Consider the following 17141-nt stretch of genomic DNA (forward strand, 5'->3'; position numbering starts at 1 on the left):
GCTTCGGCGCGAGGGGCCCCCGTTTCCGACAAAGATTCTTCGGTCGGCGCACCGGCTCTGCGGCATGAGGACGGGTTCGGGGCGGCGCCTCCCTCAGAATGACACCGATCATCCGGGCGCAGCTTTTTTCTTGCTGTCCCCTGTCCCCTGTCCCCTATTCCCTATTCCCTGTTCCCTATTCCCTACAGGTTCAGCCAATAATTCAGCTTCACCAGCAGCACGTTCGTCGGCGGGGCCAGCGCGTCATCGAACAGCCGGCCAAAGTCGCGGCGCACGCCAAACGAGCCGTCCTGGGCAAAGTGGCTGCGGCCGTGGCTCCACACCACGAACAGCGCCGAGCCGGGGCGGTACTCCCACCGCAGCACCGCGTTGGTGCGCAGCTCCTTGAAGTTGAAGTCCGGGTTGCGGAAGGTGAAGTCCGGGTCCCCCGCCCCGTCCAGCCGCACCGCGTACTCCCCCGGCTCGCCGTCCACGATCTCCGTTCCCTCGGCGTAGGCGCGGAAGCGGTCGTCGAACGAATCCGCGTGCCCGTCCGTCACCTCCTTGAACCGCGAGTACTCGCCCGCGGCCACGAACGGCTGCGCGTACAGCTCCAGCGTCAGCCTGGGCGTAAAGGCGTAGTTCAGCCGCGTGCTCAGCGAGATGCTGCGGTTGCGGATGTTGCCGAACACGTAGTGCGGCGTTCCGTCCGCCGTGCGCCCCTCGCTCACGAAGATCCACGGATCCTCGCTGACGTTGACGTTGGGCCCCACCGACAGCCGCACGCGCGAGGTGGGGCGCAGGTTGAGGTTGCCGCCGCCAAAGTATCCGCCGCCACGGGTGCCCCACTCGTTCCATCCGCCGTAGAACAGCTCCCCCGACAGGCGCTTGCGCCCGTCGCTGAAGAATCCGCCCTCGAAGTTGCTGTACGCCGGCCCCACGAACGACGGCCCGCCGCGCAGCACGTCCGCCCGCAGCGCCTGGAACTCGTGGTTCACGTCCACCCACGTTCCCCAGTTGTTGTGGAACTGGCCAAAGCCGTTGACGTGCATTCCCGTCGCCAGCCGCTCGCCGCCAAAGCTCCAGCCGTTCCAGCCGTGCAGCCCCGCGTTCCAGTTGCGGAACACCTTGCCCGGGCGAAACTCCTCGTACCGCACGTTGGCGCCGGCCAGCGCCCAGTCGGCGTTGCGCACGTAGCCAAGGTCGTTCATCTCCAGCCCCGGCGAGCGCGCGTGCGTGAACACGCCGCCCCGCCAGTGCCCGCCGCCCACCTTTTCGATGGACGCGCGCCCCATCCACCCCGACAGCGAGGTGGCGTCCTCGTCCACCTCCAGGTAGTCCGCGTCCGGACGCTGAAAGTAGTGCCCCGCGCGCGTCTGGATGGCGGTGATGGCGTCCGTGCTGCCACGCACGTGCGTCCCCACCAGCGCCCCCTCCACCTCGTACTGGTTGCCGCCGAAGCGGTGGCGCCCGTCCAGGCCGGCCAGGTACGCCTGCGACGGCAGCCAGGCCAGCCCGTCCCCCTCTCCCAGGTCGCGGTGCGTGGCGGTAAAGATGCCGCCCACCGCGCTGCTGCCGCCCTGGAAGTCCTTGATCACCCGGCCCACGGCGTAGTTGGTCATGGGCTCCACCACCGTCTCGCCGCGTCCGTCGGGCGTCACGTACCGCACGTCCTCGCGCGCGGTGACGGCGTCCAGCAGGCCGATGGACCAGCCGCTCCGCGTCTTTCCGGAGAGCTTGGCGGCGCCCAGGATGGTCGTCGCCTCGGGCGCGGCGGCGAACTGCGCGTCGTTGGGCGCGCGGCCCTGCGGTGCGCGGCCCAGGCGGCGCGAGTAGAACGGCTGGTCGTTGCCGAACTGCGCGCCGCGCACGCCGTAGGGAAAGCCCACGCCAAAGCGGAAGATGTCGGCCCCCTCGGTAAAGAACGGCCGCCGCTCCTGGAAAAAGGTCTCGAACGCGCTCAGGTTCACCTGCGACGGGTCCGCCTCCACCTGCCCGAAATCGGGGTTGATGGTGGCCGTGAGCGTGAGGTCGGAGGTGAGCCCGTACTTCACGTCCGCGCCCACGGAGCCGAAGGGATCGTTCTCATCCCAGAACGGGTCGTCCGCGGAGCCCGGCTCGCGGGTCACGCGGGCCACCGTGTAGGGAAGCACCTCCAGCCGGCGCGCGCCGCGGATGCCGTCGATCCCCCCCACCTCGCCGAACTGCGAGACGAAGCCGTTGCGGTCGGGGTGGATCTGGCTCCAGTCGGCGATCTCGCTGCGCCGGGCGATCTCGCGCGTCACCTGGATCCCCCAGCGCTGCTCGCCCGCGGTGCCGCTGTAGCGCAGCTGCGAGAGGGGGATGCGGTACTCCACCGTCCACCCGGCGCTGTCGACGCGGGCGGCGGACTCCCACACGGCGTCCCAGCCCAGGTCCTCGTTCGTATCGTTGCTGTGGAACGCGTCCTTCTGCACCCCGCGCGGATTGACGGAAAAGCGGAAGGCGGTGCGCTTGTCGTTGTAGCTGTCCAGCATGACGTGCGCCCATTCGGACGAGATGCCGGCCAGGTCGCGGCGGCCCAGCGGCGCCTGCATGCTGTCGGGCGAGGGGTCGTGCATGCGCATGGCCACGTACACGGCGCCGTCGTCGTACAGGATGCGCGCTTCGCTGGGCAGGGTGGCGGGCGCGCCGGGGTTGGACGCGCGCTGCACGAAGCCGGTGAGCGGCTGCGCCTGCCGCCAGGCGTCGTCGTTCAGCACGCCGTCGATCTGCGGAGGCTGGGTGGTGCGCGTGGCCCGGGCCAGCCGGCGTCCTTCGGTGCCGGTGGCGCCGGGCTCGGCGATCTGCTGCGCGGCCGCGGGCGCGGCAAAAGCAAGTGCGGCCGCAAGGGCGAGTGCACTGCGCATGTGCGGGAATGCTCCACGTGAAGGGGTCGCCCCGGGGGGCGGCTGCGCGGCGGAGACGCGCCGCGCGTCCGGGCATGCGGCGTGTGCTCCGCCTTCCCTGGACGCGTGGTAGGATGCCGCCGGACGCGCGCGGGTTCGAACCGTCCGGGTTAGGGATCGGTTAGCGCGCGAACGAGGGTACGGAGGCGGGACGGAAGGGGTTTCGCGCACCACGGGCTCCTGCACCACGGGTTGGAAACCCGCGGCTAGAAAGGCCAGAAGCCCCGCCCTGGGCTCGCGGAGCTCGCCCGGCGGGGCTTCAACCCCATCGCGTCCGTCCCGGCGCGGGCGTGGCCCACGCGAGCAGGTGAAGCCCCGTTTTGTGAGGAACGAGCCGCCACGGGCTAAAGCCCGCGGCTACAAATGCCAGAAGCCCCGCCCTGGGCTCGCGGAGCTCGCCCGGCGGGGCTTGAACCCCATCGCGTCCGTCCCGGCGCGGGCGTGGCCCACGCGAGCAGGTGAAGCCCCGTTTTGTGAGGAACGAGCAAAGACGGGGCTTATGGCCCTTCTAGCCGCGGGTTTCCAACCCGTGGTGGGGGGGGCGTGGATCCCGCCGGCGACGCACCGGGCTCGGCCGGCGCCACCCGTTCACCCGTTCACCCGTTCACCCGTTCACCCCATCCCCCGCCCGCGGCGGATGCTCCGGCGCCACCAGCCAGGCCATGTGCTTCAGCTCCGGCTCGATCAGCCGCTCCCACGCCAGGCGCACGGCGGCGGGCGATCCGGGAAGCGAGAACACCACCCGCCCGCGGTACAGCCCCGCCGTGGCGCGCGACAGCATGGCCGCGGCGCCCACCTGCTCCCAGCTCAGCATCCGGAACAGCTCGCCGAAGCCGGGGATCGGCTTCTCGAGGTGGCGCACCAGCACGTCGTAGGTGGTGTCGCGCGGAGCGATGCCGGTGCCGCCGTTGAACACGATCACCCGCGCCGCCCCGAACGCCATCGCCCGCAGCGCCGCCTCGACCTCGGCCGGCTCGTCGCGGATGATGCGGCACCCCTCCACGTGGTGCCCCGCCGCCTCCACCGCCTGGCGCAGCCAGATGCCGTTGGTGTCGGTCTCCTCCGTCCGCGAATCGCTCACCGTCACCAGCGCCACCGGCACCGGCCCCCGCTCCGCGTCCGCCGCGCGATGGTGCCGCTCGCTGCTCTCCGTCGTCATCCCCATCCCCCCCATTTCCGGTGAACCGTGGCGCGCGGCGGCGGGGCGGAAACCCCGCGCCGGCGCCGCTCGCGCACGCCGCACTTTCGCCGTTTCGCGCCGACCTTAGATTCACTCCCAATCCGCGCCCCCGCAACGCCACCATGAAAGCCTTCTTCAACGCCGCCGCGAGAGGGCTGGCCGGGATCACGGTCCCGGCGCTGGTCTTCACGTCCATCTACGCCGTCTCCACCGCCGCCGACGCGCAGCGGGGGATGGGGGCGGCGGTGTACGGCGCCATCGGCTACGTCTTCCTGATGGTGGGGTGGTGGGCGTACGGCCGCGCCAGCCGCGTCCCCGCCGGCCCGGCGTTCCTGATCCACGCCTGCTCCTGGGCGCTCTACCTTCCCGCCTCCCTCGTCACCGGCGGGCAGCCGTCCGCGACCCTCGGCTACGCGGTCTTCGCGCTGGGCGGCTTTCTGCACGCGCCGTCGCTCCTCCACTTCGCCGCCGCGCTCGCGTTCCCCCGCCGGGTGAACCGCTGGCTGGGCGGGTTCGCGGCGTTCTACGGGGTGATGCTGGCGCTGTGGCTGGTTTCCGTCCTGGGCGCGCTGGCCGGCGCGGAGACCGTGCCGGAGGTGCTGGACGGCATCCTCCGCGACGACGTGATGGACGGGCTGGCCTTTCTGGGCGCCATCGCCCTCGTCGCGTGGGGGATTACGAGCACGCACTCGCCGCGCCTGCGCACGCAGCTGGCCTGGGCCGTGGCGGGGATCGCGCTGGGGATGGGACCCGGCTGGCTGTCCGCGCTCCCGGAGATCGGCAACGCGCTGCGCGGCGAGGCGCTGCCGGGGCTGCCGCTGTACGCGCTGTTCTGGGTGCTGATGCCGCTGGCGTTCGCCTACGCCATCGTGCGCTACAACCTGTTCGACACCGGCAGGCTGGAGCGGCGCGCGCAGGAGATCTCGCTGGCGCTCCTCCAGGCGGGGAGCGTGGACGAGGTGAGCCGCCAGGCCGTGGACGCCCTGCACGCCGACTTCGACCTGAGCGCCGCCTCCGTCTGGGCGCTGGACGACGCCGGCCTTCCCGTGCAGATGGGCGGCGACGCGGGGGCGGGGGACGCGGCGGCCCTGGAGCGGGTGCTGAACGGGGGCGATGCCGATCTGCCGCCGCACCGCCTGGCCTATCCCCTTCTCTACGGCGACGCGGTCGAGGCGGCGCTCTGGCTGGAGCGCGCGGGCGGCGAGCCGTTCGAGGACGGGCACCTGGACTACCTGGCCCGCGTGCAGCGGCAGCTGGGGATGGCGCTGCACCTGCGCCGCGTGGACGGCCGCGTGCGCATCAGCGCCGAAGAGCTGACGGCGCTGGCGCGGGAGGTGGATACGGTCGCCGCGGAGCTGCGCATTACCGGAGAGAGCGTGACGGCGGCGGTGCAGGAGGTGAGCGAGGGGTCCATGCGGCAGACGGAGGACTACCGCAGCGTGGCCGATTCCATCGCCCTGCTGCGCCAGGCCAGCGTCGAGATCGCCCGCCGCCTGGCCAGCGCCGACCGCTTTGGCGGCGAGACGCTGCAGCGCTCGCGCGGCGCGGGGAGCGACGTGGAGCTGCTCGTCGCGCGGGTGAAGGAGGGCGCCACGCGGCTGGGGACGGTGTCGGACGAGGTGGCGTCGCTGCGGGAGCGGAGCGGGGAGATCGGCACCATCAGCGACACCATCCGCGAGGTGGCCGAGCAGACCAACCTGCTGGCGCTGAACGCCGCCATCGAGGCCGCCCGCGCCGGCGAGTACGGCCGCGGCTTCGCGGTGGTCGCGGACGAGGTGCGCAAGCTGGCGGAGAACAGCGCCGCCTCGGCCGAGCGCATCGGCGTCCTCGTCGAGCAGGTGCGCGCGGAGATCGCCCGCGTGGCCGAGGCCATCGCCGGCGCCCGCGCGGACATCGGCGAGGGGGCGCAGGGGGCGGACCGCGCGGCCGTGGCGCTGCGCGAGAGCATTACACAGGTGGCGCAGCTGCGCGAAGAGATCGCCGGCGTCTCGGCGCTGATGGAGGACGCGCAGGCGCAGAACGAGATGATCGGCGACGCGGTGACGCGGGCCACCGAGATCAGCGAGCAGAACGCCGCCGCCGCGGAACAGACGGCCGCCGCCACGCAGCAGCAGCTGGCGTCGCTGGAAAGCGTGGCCGCCAGCGTGCGCGAGCTTTCTACCCTGGGGGCGCGGATGTTCGAGCTGCTGCAGGCGGAGTCGGTGCAGGACCCGTCGCCGGTCTCCGGCCGCTGGGTGGACCTGGCGCGCGGGCCGGGCGCATGACGGACGCGGACGGCGGGGAGCGGATGGGGGAGGCGGGCGCGGGCGCCCCAGCCGCCGCCGTGCGTCCCCGCCGCCGGCGCGCCAACTGGAAGAAGATCGGGCTGGCGGCGGTGATGCTGGGGGCGCTGGCCGCGTTCGCCCTGCTGGGGGAGCAGTTCGACTTCGAGGCGCTCAAGGCGCACCGCGCGGAGCTGCTGGCCTACACGCAGCGCCACTACGTGTCCATGCTCCTGGGCGCCACGCTCCTCTACACCGTGGCGACGGCGCTCAGCTTTCCCGCGGGGATCCTGCTGACCTTTGCAATGGGGCTGCTGTTCGGCCGATGGGTGGGGACGGCGGCGGTGGTGCTGGCGGCATCCATCGGGGCCACGCTGGCGTTCCTCGCCGCACGCTACCTGTTCGCGGACGCGGCGCGGCGGCGGATGGGGCCGCGGCTGCAGCGGCTGGCCAAGGGGTTCGAGCGGGACGCGTTCAACTACATCCTGTTCGTGCGCCTGGTCCCCCTGTTTCCCTTCTGGCTGATGAACCTGGTGCCCGCGTTCACCCCCGTGACGGCGCGCACCTTCTTCGCGGCGACGGCCATCGGCATTCTGCCGGGGACGTTCGTCTTCGTGAACCTGGGCGAGTCGCTGGGCCGCATCGAATCTCCCCGCGACTTCGTAGGGGCCAACACGCTGCTGGCGCTGGGGATGCTGGGCGCGATGAGCCTGCTGCCCATCGCCTGGAAGAAGTTCCGCAACCGAAAGAGACGATCCCATGGCTGAGCTGCACGTGGAACGCGTCCGCCGCATGCATCCCGTGGCCCTGGCCGGGCTGCTGCTGGGGCTGCTGGCGATGCTGATGCTGTTCGTGACCGGCCCCGGCGCGCGCTTTGGCTGGTGGCACTTTCGCACCAGCTTTGCGCTGATGCAGTACGCGGCCTACGCGGGCGCCGCGGCGGCCCTGGTCTCGCTGCTGGGGCTGGCGCTCAGCCGCGGGCGCGGCCGCGCGGTGGCCGCCGTGGGGCTGGTGCTGGGCGCGCTGGCCTTCTTTCTCCCGTGGAGCTGGCGGCGCGACGCGGGGCAGTATCCGCCCATCCACGACATCACCACCGACGTGGCGAACCCCCCCGTGTTCGTGGCCGTGGCGCCGCTGCGCAAGGACGCGCCCAATCCCGTGGAGTACCAGGGCGACTCGGTGGCGGTCGCGCAGCAGAAGGCGTATCCGGACCTGCGCCCGATGATGATGGCGATGCCGGTGGATTCCGCCTTTTCGCTGGCGCTGCGGACGGCGGGGGAGATGGGGTGGGAGCTGGTGGACCAGAGCCGCCGCGACGGGCGCATCGAGGCGACGGCGACCACGCCCTGGATGGGCTTCAAGGACGACGTGGTGATCCGCGTGTCGTCCGCGTCCGGCATCTCGCGGGTGGACGTGCGCTCCAAGAGCCGCATCGGGCGCGGCGACGTGGGCGCCAACGCCAAGCGCATCCGCGAGTACCTGCGCCGCCTCCGCGCCGCCGACCCCGCCCCCATCCAGACCGAAGCGGCTTCGTAAGCCCTGGAACAGATTGGCCTCACACAGAGTCAGCAGAGTCAACAGAGTGCAAGCTCCTCTGTTAACTCTGTTGACTCTGTGTGAGGCCCAATCTTTTTGGGATTATCGCCTGGCGGACAGCAGGTCGAGGATCACGGGGGTGATGCTGAGCTGGTCGGGGTGGCGGCCGGCGGCGCGGAGGACGCGGGCACGGACGGCGGCGCCGGCGGTGCGGGGCTGGATCACCAGCAGCGGGATCTCGCTGTCCTGCGCGGTGGGACTGCCGTGCCACGAGTGGTACCGGCTGGAAAAGTAGAAGCGCTGCTCGATGGGCAGCTGCACCCCCGTCCGCGCCAGCAGCAGCACGTCCCCCGCGCGGTGGCCGTACGGGCCCACGGCAAGGCCCTCCAGCCGCCGCTCCAGGTCCAGCAGCTCCGGGCGCGGATGGGCGGCCAGGTACGCGCCCACCGGCACCAGCCGCTCCCCATCCCACACCTGGAACGGCGCCGCGTCCTGCCCCGGCGCGGTGGGAGGCCGCGCGAACACCAGGTCCAGCGTTCCCCGCAGCGCCGGCACCCCCGCGCCGGTGCGCGAGGCCTCGTAAAAGGCGCGGGCCACGGGGAGCACGTCCTCCTCCAGCCGCGGCGGACGCTTCCAGTCGCAGCGCACCGTAGCGGCGGCGCAGGTGGAGCGGTCGGCCAGGTAGACGTAGGCGAACGCGCCCTGGTACGCCACCGCCGCCTGAAAGTCCTGCTGCTCCGGGTCCAGCTCCAGCTGGAACGGCCGCACGCGGAACCCCGCCCGCCGCAGCACCGCCGGCGGCTCGTCGTCGCCCTCGGTGCCCAGGGAGTGCAGGTCGTCCGGCAGCACCGGCGTGTGGCCGTGGTCGGCGACGAACATCACCCAGGCGCCGTCCAGCGCGCCGGCCTTGCGGTAGGCGTCCAGCACCTTGCCCACCGCGGGGTCGATCACGTTGCGCAGGTACCGCAGCTGGTCGGGAATGGGGTGCTCGGCCACGTGGGTGTACAGGTCCACGCCGGGAAAGTACACCACCTGCAGGTCCGCCACCCCGTGGCGCCCGATGCTTTCCACCAGGCTCTCCACCGCCTCGTCGTCCAGCTCCTCGTACATCTCCTGCCCCACCGTCTCGTCGTCCACCACGCCCGTGGCCGCGCGGGTCATCATCCGCCCGTACGACGAGGGCATGGGCACGGTGAGCAGGTCCGCGCCGCGGTGGTACGCCTGCAGCGACACGTACGACCGCACGCCCGCGCGCTCGTACACCGTGGGCGCGCGCAGCACGCGGCCCATCAGCTGGTCGCTGAACACCTCCAGCGCGTGCTCGTGCTGCGTCACGGTGACGGGCGCGGGCGCGTAGAAGCGCATCTCCTCGCGCGCGAACCACTCGTTGCCGGGCACTCCGGTGCGTGCCGCCGGCTGGCCGGTAAAGACGGACGCCCAGGCGGCGAAGGTGGTGGAGGGAAGAATGCTGAGCACCCCCGGCGCCGCCCAGCCGTGCTCGAACAGCCGCGGCTCCGTCTCGCGCCCCAGCAGCGCGCCCACCCGCGGCATGGCGCCGGCGGTGATGGCCTGCCGCAGCTCGCCGTCGCCCACGCCGTCCAGGGCAAACACGATCACGCGGGGCGCGCCGCGGGCCGGGTGCAGCGGCTTGCGCAGCACCTTCTCCCCGCCCGTCGCCATCAGCTCGGCGATCTCCTCGGGCGCGTTTCCCTTCCACTCCAGGTACACCGCCGCCGCGCCCACCAGCACCCCCGCGATCAGCGCGAAGATCAGCAGGCGGCGCAGCAGGGCCAAGGGAAGGTCGCGCGGGTGCAGGCTGGGCATGGGTGTGGCGGATGGGCAAAAGCGAAGCGGGCCCGCGGGATGGTCCCGCGAGCCCGCGCCGGTGCTCCGTACGTCGTTACAAGGGAAACCGAGCGGCGGTCAGGCCGCGGTTCCGGCGGCCTCCAGCTCCTCGTCCATGATGAGCGACGAAAGCAGGGCCAGGTGCTGGGGGGTGCAGTACAGGCGAATCTCGCCTTTTTCCCCGGCGCGCATGCGGCTGCGCGTAAAACAGACCACCCGCCGCTCGTTGCAAAGGCGATCGAGCGCGCGGGCGGCGCGGGGTACGTCCGGGATGTCTGCCAGTCCTTCGTTGCGGCGCTTCCAGCCCACGTGCGTGGCCACTTCTTCGGCCGAGACGGCGTCGTGCACGGTGGGGTTGAAGGCGTCCTCGTCCAGCGCTTCGATCACCAGCTCGCGGTCGCGCAGGTAGCGGTAGGCCTCCTGGGCGTCCTTGGTGCAGCGGTCGTCGCAGGGAACCTGGTTGGTGCGCACCTCCAGCACCTCGCAGCAGTCGCTGCCCACGACGAACGCCTCGTCTCCCACTTTCCACCGCTGCATGGCCTGCTGCTCGGCGACCTTGCGGTTCGATGCCTGTACGGCGTACCGCAACGTCTGGCGGAAGGTGATTTCCACCTCGTAGGGCTTCTGGTCCATCTCGTCTCTCCGGGGGTTAACCAAGATCGTCGGCCCGTCGTGCGCGACCAGTGGTGGCGCATTCGGAACCGCATACCGGGACGCCTACGCCAGTATCGTGCTCGCCTGTTTACCACGCCGCGCCACGAATATACAGACAGATCGCGGATTGCGGGGGTCTGCCGGTTTTCTTTCGGTGTCCGCGACTGCCGCAAATGTGCGTAGCAGCCGCGTAAATGCTGAAAATCCCGCGTTGATCCACGAAATCAGCCGGTGGTTCTCACGCGGGGGGACGCAGGGGAGGCAGAGACGATCTCCCCTGCTTCCCCTGCGTGAAACCAGGTTCCCGGCCCGGTTGTGCATTTCCCACGGGCCGTCTCATCCTCCTCGTACCAGAAAAGAATGATCGTACAGAGGAACAGAGTCAGACAGAGAAAGCGAGCTGAAAGATCATCCGGGTTCCTCTGTCTGACTCTGTTCCTCTGTACGCATGAAGGTGTTGGTTTCCCGGCGTCGGCATCACACGGAGGACACGGAGAAGACAAGAGGACCTGTTTCTCCTCCGTGCTCTCCGGGTGAGGCGGCAGTAGAAGTCTGGGTGCACGATGGGCTGCGGGATTCGGTATGCGTCCACTCTCTTTCGTGGATCGGGCGGAAACGGGAAAGGGCGGGCTCCCCGCCGGGAAGCCCGCCCTTCGTTCCGTCCGCCGTCGGATACGGTCAGTCGCGGCTCTGCAGCTTGGCCAGCAGGCGCAGGATCTCCAGGTACAGCCACACCAGCGTCACCATCAGGCCGAACGCGGCGTACCACTCCATGTACTTGGGCGCGCCCATCTCGGCGCCGCTCTCGATGAAGTCGAAGTCCAGCACCAGGTTCAGCGCCGCGATCACCACCACGAACAGGCTGAACAGAATGCCCACCATGCCGCTCTCGTGAATGAACGGGATGCGCGTTCCAAAGAAGCCCATCACGATGTTCACCAGGTACAGCATGGCGATGGCGCCCGTGGCCGCCACCACGCCCAGCTTGAAGTTCTCGGTGGCGCGAATCAGGCCGGTGCGGTACGCCAGCAGCAGCGTGAGCAGCGTGCCCATGGTCAGCGCGATGGCCTGCATGGCGATGCCCGGATACGCCTGGTTGAACACGCCCGAGATGGCGCCCAGGAACAGCCCCTCCAGCACCGCGTAGATGGGCGCGGTGACCGGCGCCCACGTCTTCTTGAAGATGGTGATGATCGCGAAGATGAGCGCGCCGATGGCGCTCATCCCGGCGGTGGCCAGGGCCGCGCTGGGGTCCCACGCGTTGAGCACCTTGCTGAACATGTAGGACGCCGGGATCAGCATCAGGACCAGGAGGATGCCCACCTTGTTGACCGTGCCCTCGATGGTCATGGCGCCCGCGCCGGGGGCGGCCCGCTCGAAGGTCTTGGAGTTCAGGGACGGATTGGAGGTTCTCATGGCTCCGTGCGACTGTGGTTGTGTGGTTGCGGCGGTCTAATACGCCAGTGTGGGGCGGCGTGTTTCGCTGGGCCGCGCCGGGGCTGGACGGTGCATGCCGCCGCCTGGGGAATCTCGATGTGCTACGATTGTCCGTCGGCGTGCGTACGGCCCCTGTCGAAGTGCGGAAAGGGACGTACGGCGGCGGGGCGTGGGCCTGCGGGCACCGAATCTAATGCGCCGCGCCGCACGACGTAAAGACGCATCCTTCCGCCGCGCCGGGCCAGAGAGGAGCAGCGGTGCGCCGCGAGGGGCGAAAATCGAGCGGTTGGGCCGGTTCTTGCCTGTTTCACCCGCGTATCACCACCTGAATCCGGAGGATGCGATGCCGAGGGGCTGGAGCAAGCACGACGAAACCATGTACGAGGCGATCAAGGAAAGCTCCCTCGATCGCGGCATGGACGAAGGCCGGGCCCAGGAGATCGCCGCGCGCACGGTGAACAAGAACCGCCGGCTGGAAGGCCGCAGCGCCAACAAGCACACGCAGGGCACCGGAAACCCGCACAGCGGCTACGAAGACCGTACCCGCGACGAGCTGTACAACATCGCCAAGAAAAAGAACATCCCCGGGCGCAGCAAGATGGACAAGCAGCAGCTGGTGGCCGCGCTCCGGGAAACCTGACCGCTCCGCCCCCACGGCAGGGGCCTCACGCGAAAGACGCAGAGGCGCGGAGCACCGCGGGGGCGATCGCTGGAAACAGGGGGAGAGGAGGACCGGAAGATCGACTTCTTCCCCTCCGCTCCCCCTGTTCCCGTCCCTGCAGACGCTTGTCCGTTTCCGCGTCTCTGCGCGGGACGCATTTTTCGGCTACGGCAGCGTGGTGATGGCGGCGCGGGCGGAGGCGGGGTAGAAGGCGTTGTGGTAGCGGGTGTAGATCAGCATCAGCCGCTCGCGGCTTTGCGGCGCCGCCCGCGCCAGCAGCGTGACGATCTCGTCGCGCTGGGCCAGGATGGCGTCCGCCTCGCTTCGCTGCGCGCCCGACAGCCCCGGCGCGGCGGCCTGCAGCGTGGCGTACACCTCCGTCATCCGCTGGCGCGCCTGCTCGTAGTTGCTGCGCTGCGCCTCGACCAGCGCCGCGCCGATGTGCCCTTCCACCCGCGCCATCCGCAGCTCCTGCTGCGTCGTCCGCAGGCTCTGCTGGCTCGTCTCCAGCCGATCGCGCAGCCCGTTGGCGCGCGACATCTGGGGCAGGTAGCCCAGCAGGAACGCCGCCAGGGCGATCCCCGCGGCGATGGCGAACAGGCGCGTGCGGTCCATTGAACGAGGTGCGGGCGGGGCGGGAACGATGAACGGCCGGCCCTACGATGGGACGCCGCCGGAGCAGCCGCAAGGAAGGGGGATCGGAAAGATGCCGGCGGACACACAGCCCCCCAACCGCCCCGGGCGAATGAATTCGCGGCTGGGACAACGCGATGTCGGCCCTGCGCCGACTGGTGCGTGCCGCATACGTGGTGCGGTGCGCTGTTGAAGCCCCGCGCAGTTTGCGGGGCTTTCCGCTTTCGTTGCGGCGAGCGGCGGCTTCAGCCGCTCTCGCATGCCGGCGTTCCCCCGGACCGCCCCGGGCGAATGAATTCGCGGCTGGGACAACGCGATGTCGGCCTGCGCCGACGGGTGTGTGCCGCATGCGTGGTGCGGTGCGCTGTTGAAGCCCCGCGCGGTTTGCGGGGCTTCCCGCTGTCGTTGCGGCGGCTTCAGCCGCTCTCGCATGCCGGCGTTCCCCCGAACGGCCCCGGGCGAATGAATTCGCAGCTGGGATAACGCGATGTCGGCCTGCGCCGACGGGTGTGTGCCGCATGCATTGCCGCGGTGTTGCACCCGCGGGTTCACCCGCCCGGGCGAAACCCGGCGCACGACCTCCGACCGTTCCGCCGCCGTTCAGCGCGCGGCGAGTGCTTCCGGCGCGGAACTCGCGGGCGCGGGCTTCAGCGGCACGAGCGCGGGCGTACCGCGCAGAGGCACCTCGCACGTCCCGGTGATGCACGGAATCAGGATCGCCGTGGGGGGCGACGAATTCGTCACCGTGGACTGCGCGCGGGCCGTGTGCGCGGGCTGGACGGCGGATGCGGCGAGGCCGTGGGCCGGCGCGCCGGAGGCGGACGCAAGGACCAGGGGGACGAGAGCGAGCGTGTACCCCGCACGGCGCGCGCGGGACGGACGGTGTGGCATGGTGCTTTCTGCGGCGGGGATCGGTAGCACAATATAGTGCCTCCCCTTCGCCACGGAAACGCTTTCTCGTTTCCAGAACTTTTCCTGCCGCGCCGGGGATGCGCCCCGGCTCACGAACAGCAGCGGAGTCCACGGTACTTCTTTTACTCCGCTGACTCCGTGTGAGGCCATCTTCTCTGGAAGGCGGATCGATGAATGCGCCGGAGGCGGCGCGCGGTTTGCGGAATCCGGGGCGCAACGGAAAGCGGAGCAAGGGCTTCGCGGCGGTGATGCGTGCACGCGGGAGGGGATGATGACGGCGACGCTGGAGCGGATCTCGGGACGGAAGCTGGAGCGGGAAGAGTACCCGTCCACGGGCGGCGCGCGGGAGCTGCTGCCCGACCTGGCGTACCTGCGCACCGCCATCGTGAACCTGTTCCTGTACGGCCCGCGCGGCGCGGGCGACCGGGAGTGGGTGCTGGTGGATACGGGGATGTACGGCTCGGCGCCCAGGATCGTGGCCGCGGCGGAAGAGCGCTTCGGGCCGGGGGCGCGGCCGCGGGCCATCGTCCTTACCCACGGGCACTTCGACCACCGCGGCTCCATCCACGAGCTGGTGGAGATGTGGGACTGCGTGGTGTACGCGCACCCGCTGGAGATGCCGTACCTCACGGGCGACTCGGCGTATCCGCCCCCCGACCCCACGGTGCCCGGCGGCGCCATGGCCCGGCTTTCGTTCATGTACCCGCGCAAGCCCATCGACCTGGGCGGGCGGGTGCAGCCGCTGCCGGCGGACGGCTCGGTGCCGGGAATGCCCGGGTGGCGGTGGATCCACACGCCGGGGCACACCGCCGGCCACGTGTCGCTGTTCCGCGACGCCGACCGCACGCTGATCGCGGGCGACGCCTTCGTCACCACGCGACAGGAGGCGCTGACCTACGTGCTCGAGCAGACGCCGGAGGTAAACGGCCCGCCCGCGTACTACACGCCCGACTGGCCCAGCGCCGAGCGCTCGGTGCGGCTGCTGGCGGACCTGAACCCCGGGCTGGCGGCCACCGGCCACGGCATTCCGCTGAGCGGCCCGCAGCTGCGCGACGAGCTGCGCGCCCTGGCCATGAACTTTCGCACCCGCGCGGTGCCCGCCCACGGGCGCTACGTGGACCGGCCCGCGGTGGCGGACGAGCGGGGCGTGGTCTCGGTACCCCCCGCGCCGCTGGACCTGGCGAAGACGCTGCTGGTGCTGGGCGGCGCCTTCGTGGCGGGGCTGGCGCTGGCCCGCGCCGTCCGCCGCCCGCGCCGCCGCCGCGCACACACGGAGCACGTGGTCTACGAGCGCTACGAGGAGCCGGTCATTCTCTGATCCCGGCCCCGGAAACGGACCTGTCTCACGCAGAGGAAGCCAGGTCTGCTTCCTCCGCGTGAGACAAGTCCCCTGGGGGATTCGGCGGGGCGGATGATCCATCCCCCTCCCGGCCTTCTTCCGCACCGCGGAGGAAGGCCGTTTTTCATCCGCGTGCGCAACGGACGCCCACCCGCCCCCCCGTCTCGGCCATCCCGGACAACAGACGTTTCCCAAGCACCGACTTGGAGCGGGTCACCGCTGCATCCTGCGCACCGGAATGGTGCACCGTGCACCGCTTCGTTTCGGCCGCCGGAAAGTGCACATTCTGGAAAACTGTTGCTGCTGCTGGGTTTATGGCGTTGGCGAGCACTGTTCGGGAGTGGTCCACCCCTTGCCTTACCCATGGCCATCACCACCGAACGGACGTTCAAACTATCGGAGGGCTCTGCGCTCTCTTGCAGGACGATCGTTCCTATTCACCCCCCAGTTGCAGGGAGTCTCCGATGCACCGTTTCCGCACCGCCGCCGCGGCCGCGCTGACCCTTGCGGTCGCCGCCTGCTCCGACGCCCCGGCCGGCCCCGAGGCCGCCGCCCCCGCCCCCCTGCCCCTTACCCAGAGCAACCACGACGCCGTGGTGCCGGGCGAGGTGCTGGTGAAGATGAAGGACGGCCAGACCTTCGGCGCCATCACGGGCCAGGGGCTGAGCCTGGCTCGCCTGGGCTACAAGAACGAGTTCGCGGTGATGGGCGTGTCGCGCGGCCAGGAGCGTGCCGAGGCGGCCCGCATCGCGGCCGACCCGCGCGTGGAGTGGGCCGAGCCCAACTACCTGCGCCAGACGCAGGCCGATCCGCGCCTGTGGGCCTTCTTCAACCCGGGCGGCCTGAACGCCTACTTCAACGACCCGGCCGATTCGCGCCACGGCCAGCCCCTCGGCGCCACCTACGCCTCGATCGCGGACGCCGATGAAGACGTGATCTCGAGCATCGCGGCCGGCGGCGGCGCGGTGGTCATCAGCAGCATCGACACCGGCGTGGACATGGACCACTCGGAGTTCACGGGCCGCCTGATCGCGGGCCGCGACTGGGTGAACAACGACGCCAACCCCGAGGACGACGACGGCCACGGCACGCACACCAGCGGCACCATGGCCGGCACCACCGTCGGCGTGGCCGGCGTGACCGGCGCCTCGTCCAACGTCCGCATCCTGGTCCAGAAGGTCTGCGGCCCGGCCGGCTGCCCCACCTCGGCCATCGTGAACGCCATCCGCGCCGCGGCCGACTACCCGGGCATGGTCGCCATGAACCTGTCGCTGGGCGGCACCCGCGAGTCCCGCGCCGAGATCGACGCCATCAACTACGCCGTGAACACCAAGGGCGTGCTGGTGATCGCCGCCGCCGGCAACAGCGGCACCAACAAGGTGGGCTGCCCCGCCTGCGACCCCAACGCCATCTCGGTGTCGTCCACCAGCTGGCGTGACGCGCTCGCCTACTACTCGCAGTACGGCAGCGGCCTGGACATCAGCGCCCCGGGCGGCGAGATGTACAGCAACACCACCGACGAGATGGGCATCTACAGCGCCTACCTGAACAACGGCTACACCTACATGCAGGGCACCTCGATGGCCACCCCGCAGGTGACGGGCGCCGCCGCCGCGGTCGCCAGCAAGCTGGGCCTGCGCGGCGCCGCGCTGCGCAACCGCCTGCTGAGCACGGCCGACGACAAGGGCACCGCCGGCGTCGACACCAAGTTCGGCAACGGCCGCCTGAACGTGCACCGCGCCGTGACCGGCACCACGCTGGGCGCCGGCCTGTAAGC

Annotated in this window: 13 protein-coding genes; 6 read left to right on the top strand and 7 right to left on the bottom strand. The window is 70.8% G+C overall.

From position 1 onward, the window contains the following. Positions 1 to 182: 182 nt before the first annotated feature. The gene (locus VGC13_RS13635; protein ID WP_331125805.1) at positions 183 to 2867 is read right to left on the bottom strand and encodes a DUF5916 domain-containing protein; all 2685 of its coding nucleotides are present in this window, start codon (positions 2865 to 2867) and stop codon (positions 183 to 185) included. Positions 2868 to 3510: 643 nt separating this feature from the next. Beyond that, a complete protein-coding gene (locus tag VGC13_RS13640) occupies positions 3511 to 4065 on the bottom strand; it encodes a molybdenum cofactor biosynthesis protein B (protein ID WP_331125806.1) in 555 nt (184 codons plus the stop codon). A gap of 143 nt (positions 4066 to 4208) precedes the next feature. Between VGC13_RS13640 and VGC13_RS13645 the strand changes: the two genes are divergently transcribed. The 3 genes from VGC13_RS13645 to VGC13_RS13655 are packed head-to-tail and all read left to right on the top strand — an operon-like array spanning position 4209 to position 7883. Continuing rightward, positions 4209 to 6350 (top strand): methyl-accepting chemotaxis protein, encoded by a 2142-nt coding sequence (locus tag VGC13_RS13645; protein ID WP_331125807.1) that lies wholly within the window; start codon positions 4209 to 4211, stop codon positions 6348 to 6350. Next, complete coding sequence (locus VGC13_RS13650) at positions 6347 to 7114, top strand: TVP38/TMEM64 family protein (RefSeq protein ID WP_331125808.1); 768 nt, start codon at positions 6347 to 6349, stop codon at positions 7112 to 7114. Before VGC13_RS13645 ends, VGC13_RS13650 begins: the two co-directional genes overlap by 4 nt. After that, the gene (locus VGC13_RS13655; RefSeq protein WP_331125809.1) at positions 7107 to 7883 is read left to right on the top strand and encodes a DUF1499 domain-containing protein; all 777 of its coding nucleotides are present in this window, start codon (positions 7107 to 7109) and stop codon (positions 7881 to 7883) included. Before VGC13_RS13650 ends, VGC13_RS13655 begins: the two co-directional genes overlap by 8 nt. Positions 7884 to 7985: 102 nt before the next feature. On the opposite strand, the gene VGC13_RS13660 is transcribed toward VGC13_RS13655, so the two are convergent. From VGC13_RS13660 to VGC13_RS13670, 3 genes are all read right to left on the bottom strand, one after another. Continuing rightward, positions 7986 to 9707, bottom strand: a complete 1722-nt coding sequence (locus tag VGC13_RS13660; protein WP_331125810.1) for an alkaline phosphatase family protein — start codon at positions 9705 to 9707, stop codon at positions 7986 to 7988. A 99-nt stretch (positions 9708 to 9806) separates the two neighbouring features. Then, positions 9807 to 10361, bottom strand: a complete 555-nt coding sequence (locus VGC13_RS13665) for a hypothetical protein (RefSeq protein ID WP_331125811.1) — start codon at positions 10359 to 10361, stop codon at positions 9807 to 9809. Between the two features lie 699 nt (positions 10362 to 11060). Further along, on the bottom strand, positions 11061 to 11798 hold the full coding sequence (locus tag VGC13_RS13670; RefSeq protein ID WP_331125812.1) for a Bax inhibitor-1/YccA family protein: 738 nt from the start codon (positions 11796 to 11798) through the stop codon (positions 11061 to 11063). Between the two features lie 364 nt (positions 11799 to 12162). Here VGC13_RS13670 and VGC13_RS13675 point away from each other — a divergent pair, with 364 nt between their 5' ends. After that, positions 12163 to 12459 (top strand): Rho termination factor N-terminal domain-containing protein, encoded by a 297-nt coding sequence (locus VGC13_RS13675; protein WP_349264210.1) that lies wholly within the window; start codon positions 12163 to 12165, stop codon positions 12457 to 12459. Between the two features lie 186 nt (positions 12460 to 12645). Here the strand turns inward: VGC13_RS13675 and VGC13_RS13680 are convergent, their stop codons facing one another. Together VGC13_RS13680 and VGC13_RS13685 are read right to left on the bottom strand one after the other, a co-directional pair. Continuing rightward, entirely contained in the window at positions 12646 to 13095 is a 450-nt protein-coding gene (locus tag VGC13_RS13680) for a hypothetical protein (protein ID WP_331125814.1), read from the bottom strand. Between the two features lie 618 nt (positions 13096 to 13713). Beyond that, positions 13714 to 14004 (bottom strand): hypothetical protein, encoded by a 291-nt coding sequence (locus VGC13_RS13685; RefSeq protein ID WP_331125815.1) that lies wholly within the window; start codon positions 14002 to 14004, stop codon positions 13714 to 13716. A 292-nt stretch (positions 14005 to 14296) separates the two neighbouring features. Here VGC13_RS13685 and VGC13_RS13690 point away from each other — a divergent pair, with 292 nt between their 5' ends. Together VGC13_RS13690 and VGC13_RS13695 are read left to right on the top strand one after the other, a co-directional pair. Further along, positions 14297 to 15343, top strand: coding sequence for an MBL fold metallo-hydrolase (locus VGC13_RS13690; RefSeq protein WP_331125816.1), 1047 nt, complete (start codon positions 14297 to 14299; stop codon positions 15341 to 15343). Between the two features lie 485 nt (positions 15344 to 15828). Continuing rightward, positions 15829 to 17139, top strand: a complete 1311-nt coding sequence (locus VGC13_RS13695; protein WP_331125817.1) for a S8 family peptidase — start codon at positions 15829 to 15831, stop codon at positions 17137 to 17139. The last annotated feature ends 2 nt before the right edge of the window (positions 17140 to 17141 follow it).

This window comes from Longimicrobium sp. (assembly GCF_036399255.1).
Taxonomy (GTDB): Bacteria; Gemmatimonadota; Gemmatimonadetes; order Longimicrobiales; family Longimicrobiaceae; genus Longimicrobium.

Coding starts and splice junctions, on each gene's coding strand:
- VGC13_RS13650 (WP_331125808.1), top strand. CDS start 6,347: ATGACGGACGCGGACGGCGGGGAGCGGATGGGGGAGGCGGGCGCGGGC.
- VGC13_RS13695 (WP_331125817.1), top strand. CDS start 15,829: ATGCACCGTTTCCGCACCGCCGCCGCGGCCGCGCTGACCCTTGCGGTC.
- VGC13_RS13655 (WP_331125809.1), top strand. CDS start 7,107: ATGGCTGAGCTGCACGTGGAACGCGTCCGCCGCATGCATCCCGTGGCC.
- VGC13_RS13690 (WP_331125816.1), top strand. CDS start 14,297: ATGACGGCGACGCTGGAGCGGATCTCGGGACGGAAGCTGGAGCGGGAA.
- VGC13_RS13685 (WP_331125815.1), bottom strand. CDS start 14,004: ATGCCACACCGTCCGTCCCGCGCGCGCCGTGCGGGGTACACGCTCGCT.
- VGC13_RS13680 (WP_331125814.1), bottom strand. CDS start 13,095: ATGGACCGCACGCGCCTGTTCGCCATCGCCGCGGGGATCGCCCTGGCG.
- VGC13_RS13660 (WP_331125810.1), bottom strand. CDS start 9,707: ATGCCCAGCCTGCACCCGCGCGACCTTCCCTTGGCCCTGCTGCGCCGC.
- VGC13_RS13670 (WP_331125812.1), bottom strand. CDS start 11,798: ATGAGAACCTCCAATCCGTCCCTGAACTCCAAGACCTTCGAGCGGGCC.
- VGC13_RS13675 (WP_349264210.1), top strand. CDS start 12,163: ATGCCGAGGGGCTGGAGCAAGCACGACGAAACCATGTACGAGGCGATC.
- VGC13_RS13645 (WP_331125807.1), top strand. CDS start 4,209: ATGAAAGCCTTCTTCAACGCCGCCGCGAGAGGGCTGGCCGGGATCACG.
- VGC13_RS13640 (WP_331125806.1), bottom strand. CDS start 4,065: ATGACGACGGAGAGCAGCGAGCGGCACCATCGCGCGGCGGACGCGGAG.
- VGC13_RS13635 (WP_331125805.1), bottom strand. CDS start 2,867: ATGCGCAGTGCACTCGCCCTTGCGGCCGCACTTGCTTTTGCCGCGCCC.
- VGC13_RS13665 (WP_331125811.1), bottom strand. CDS start 10,361: ATGGACCAGAAGCCCTACGAGGTGGAAATCACCTTCCGCCAGACGTTG.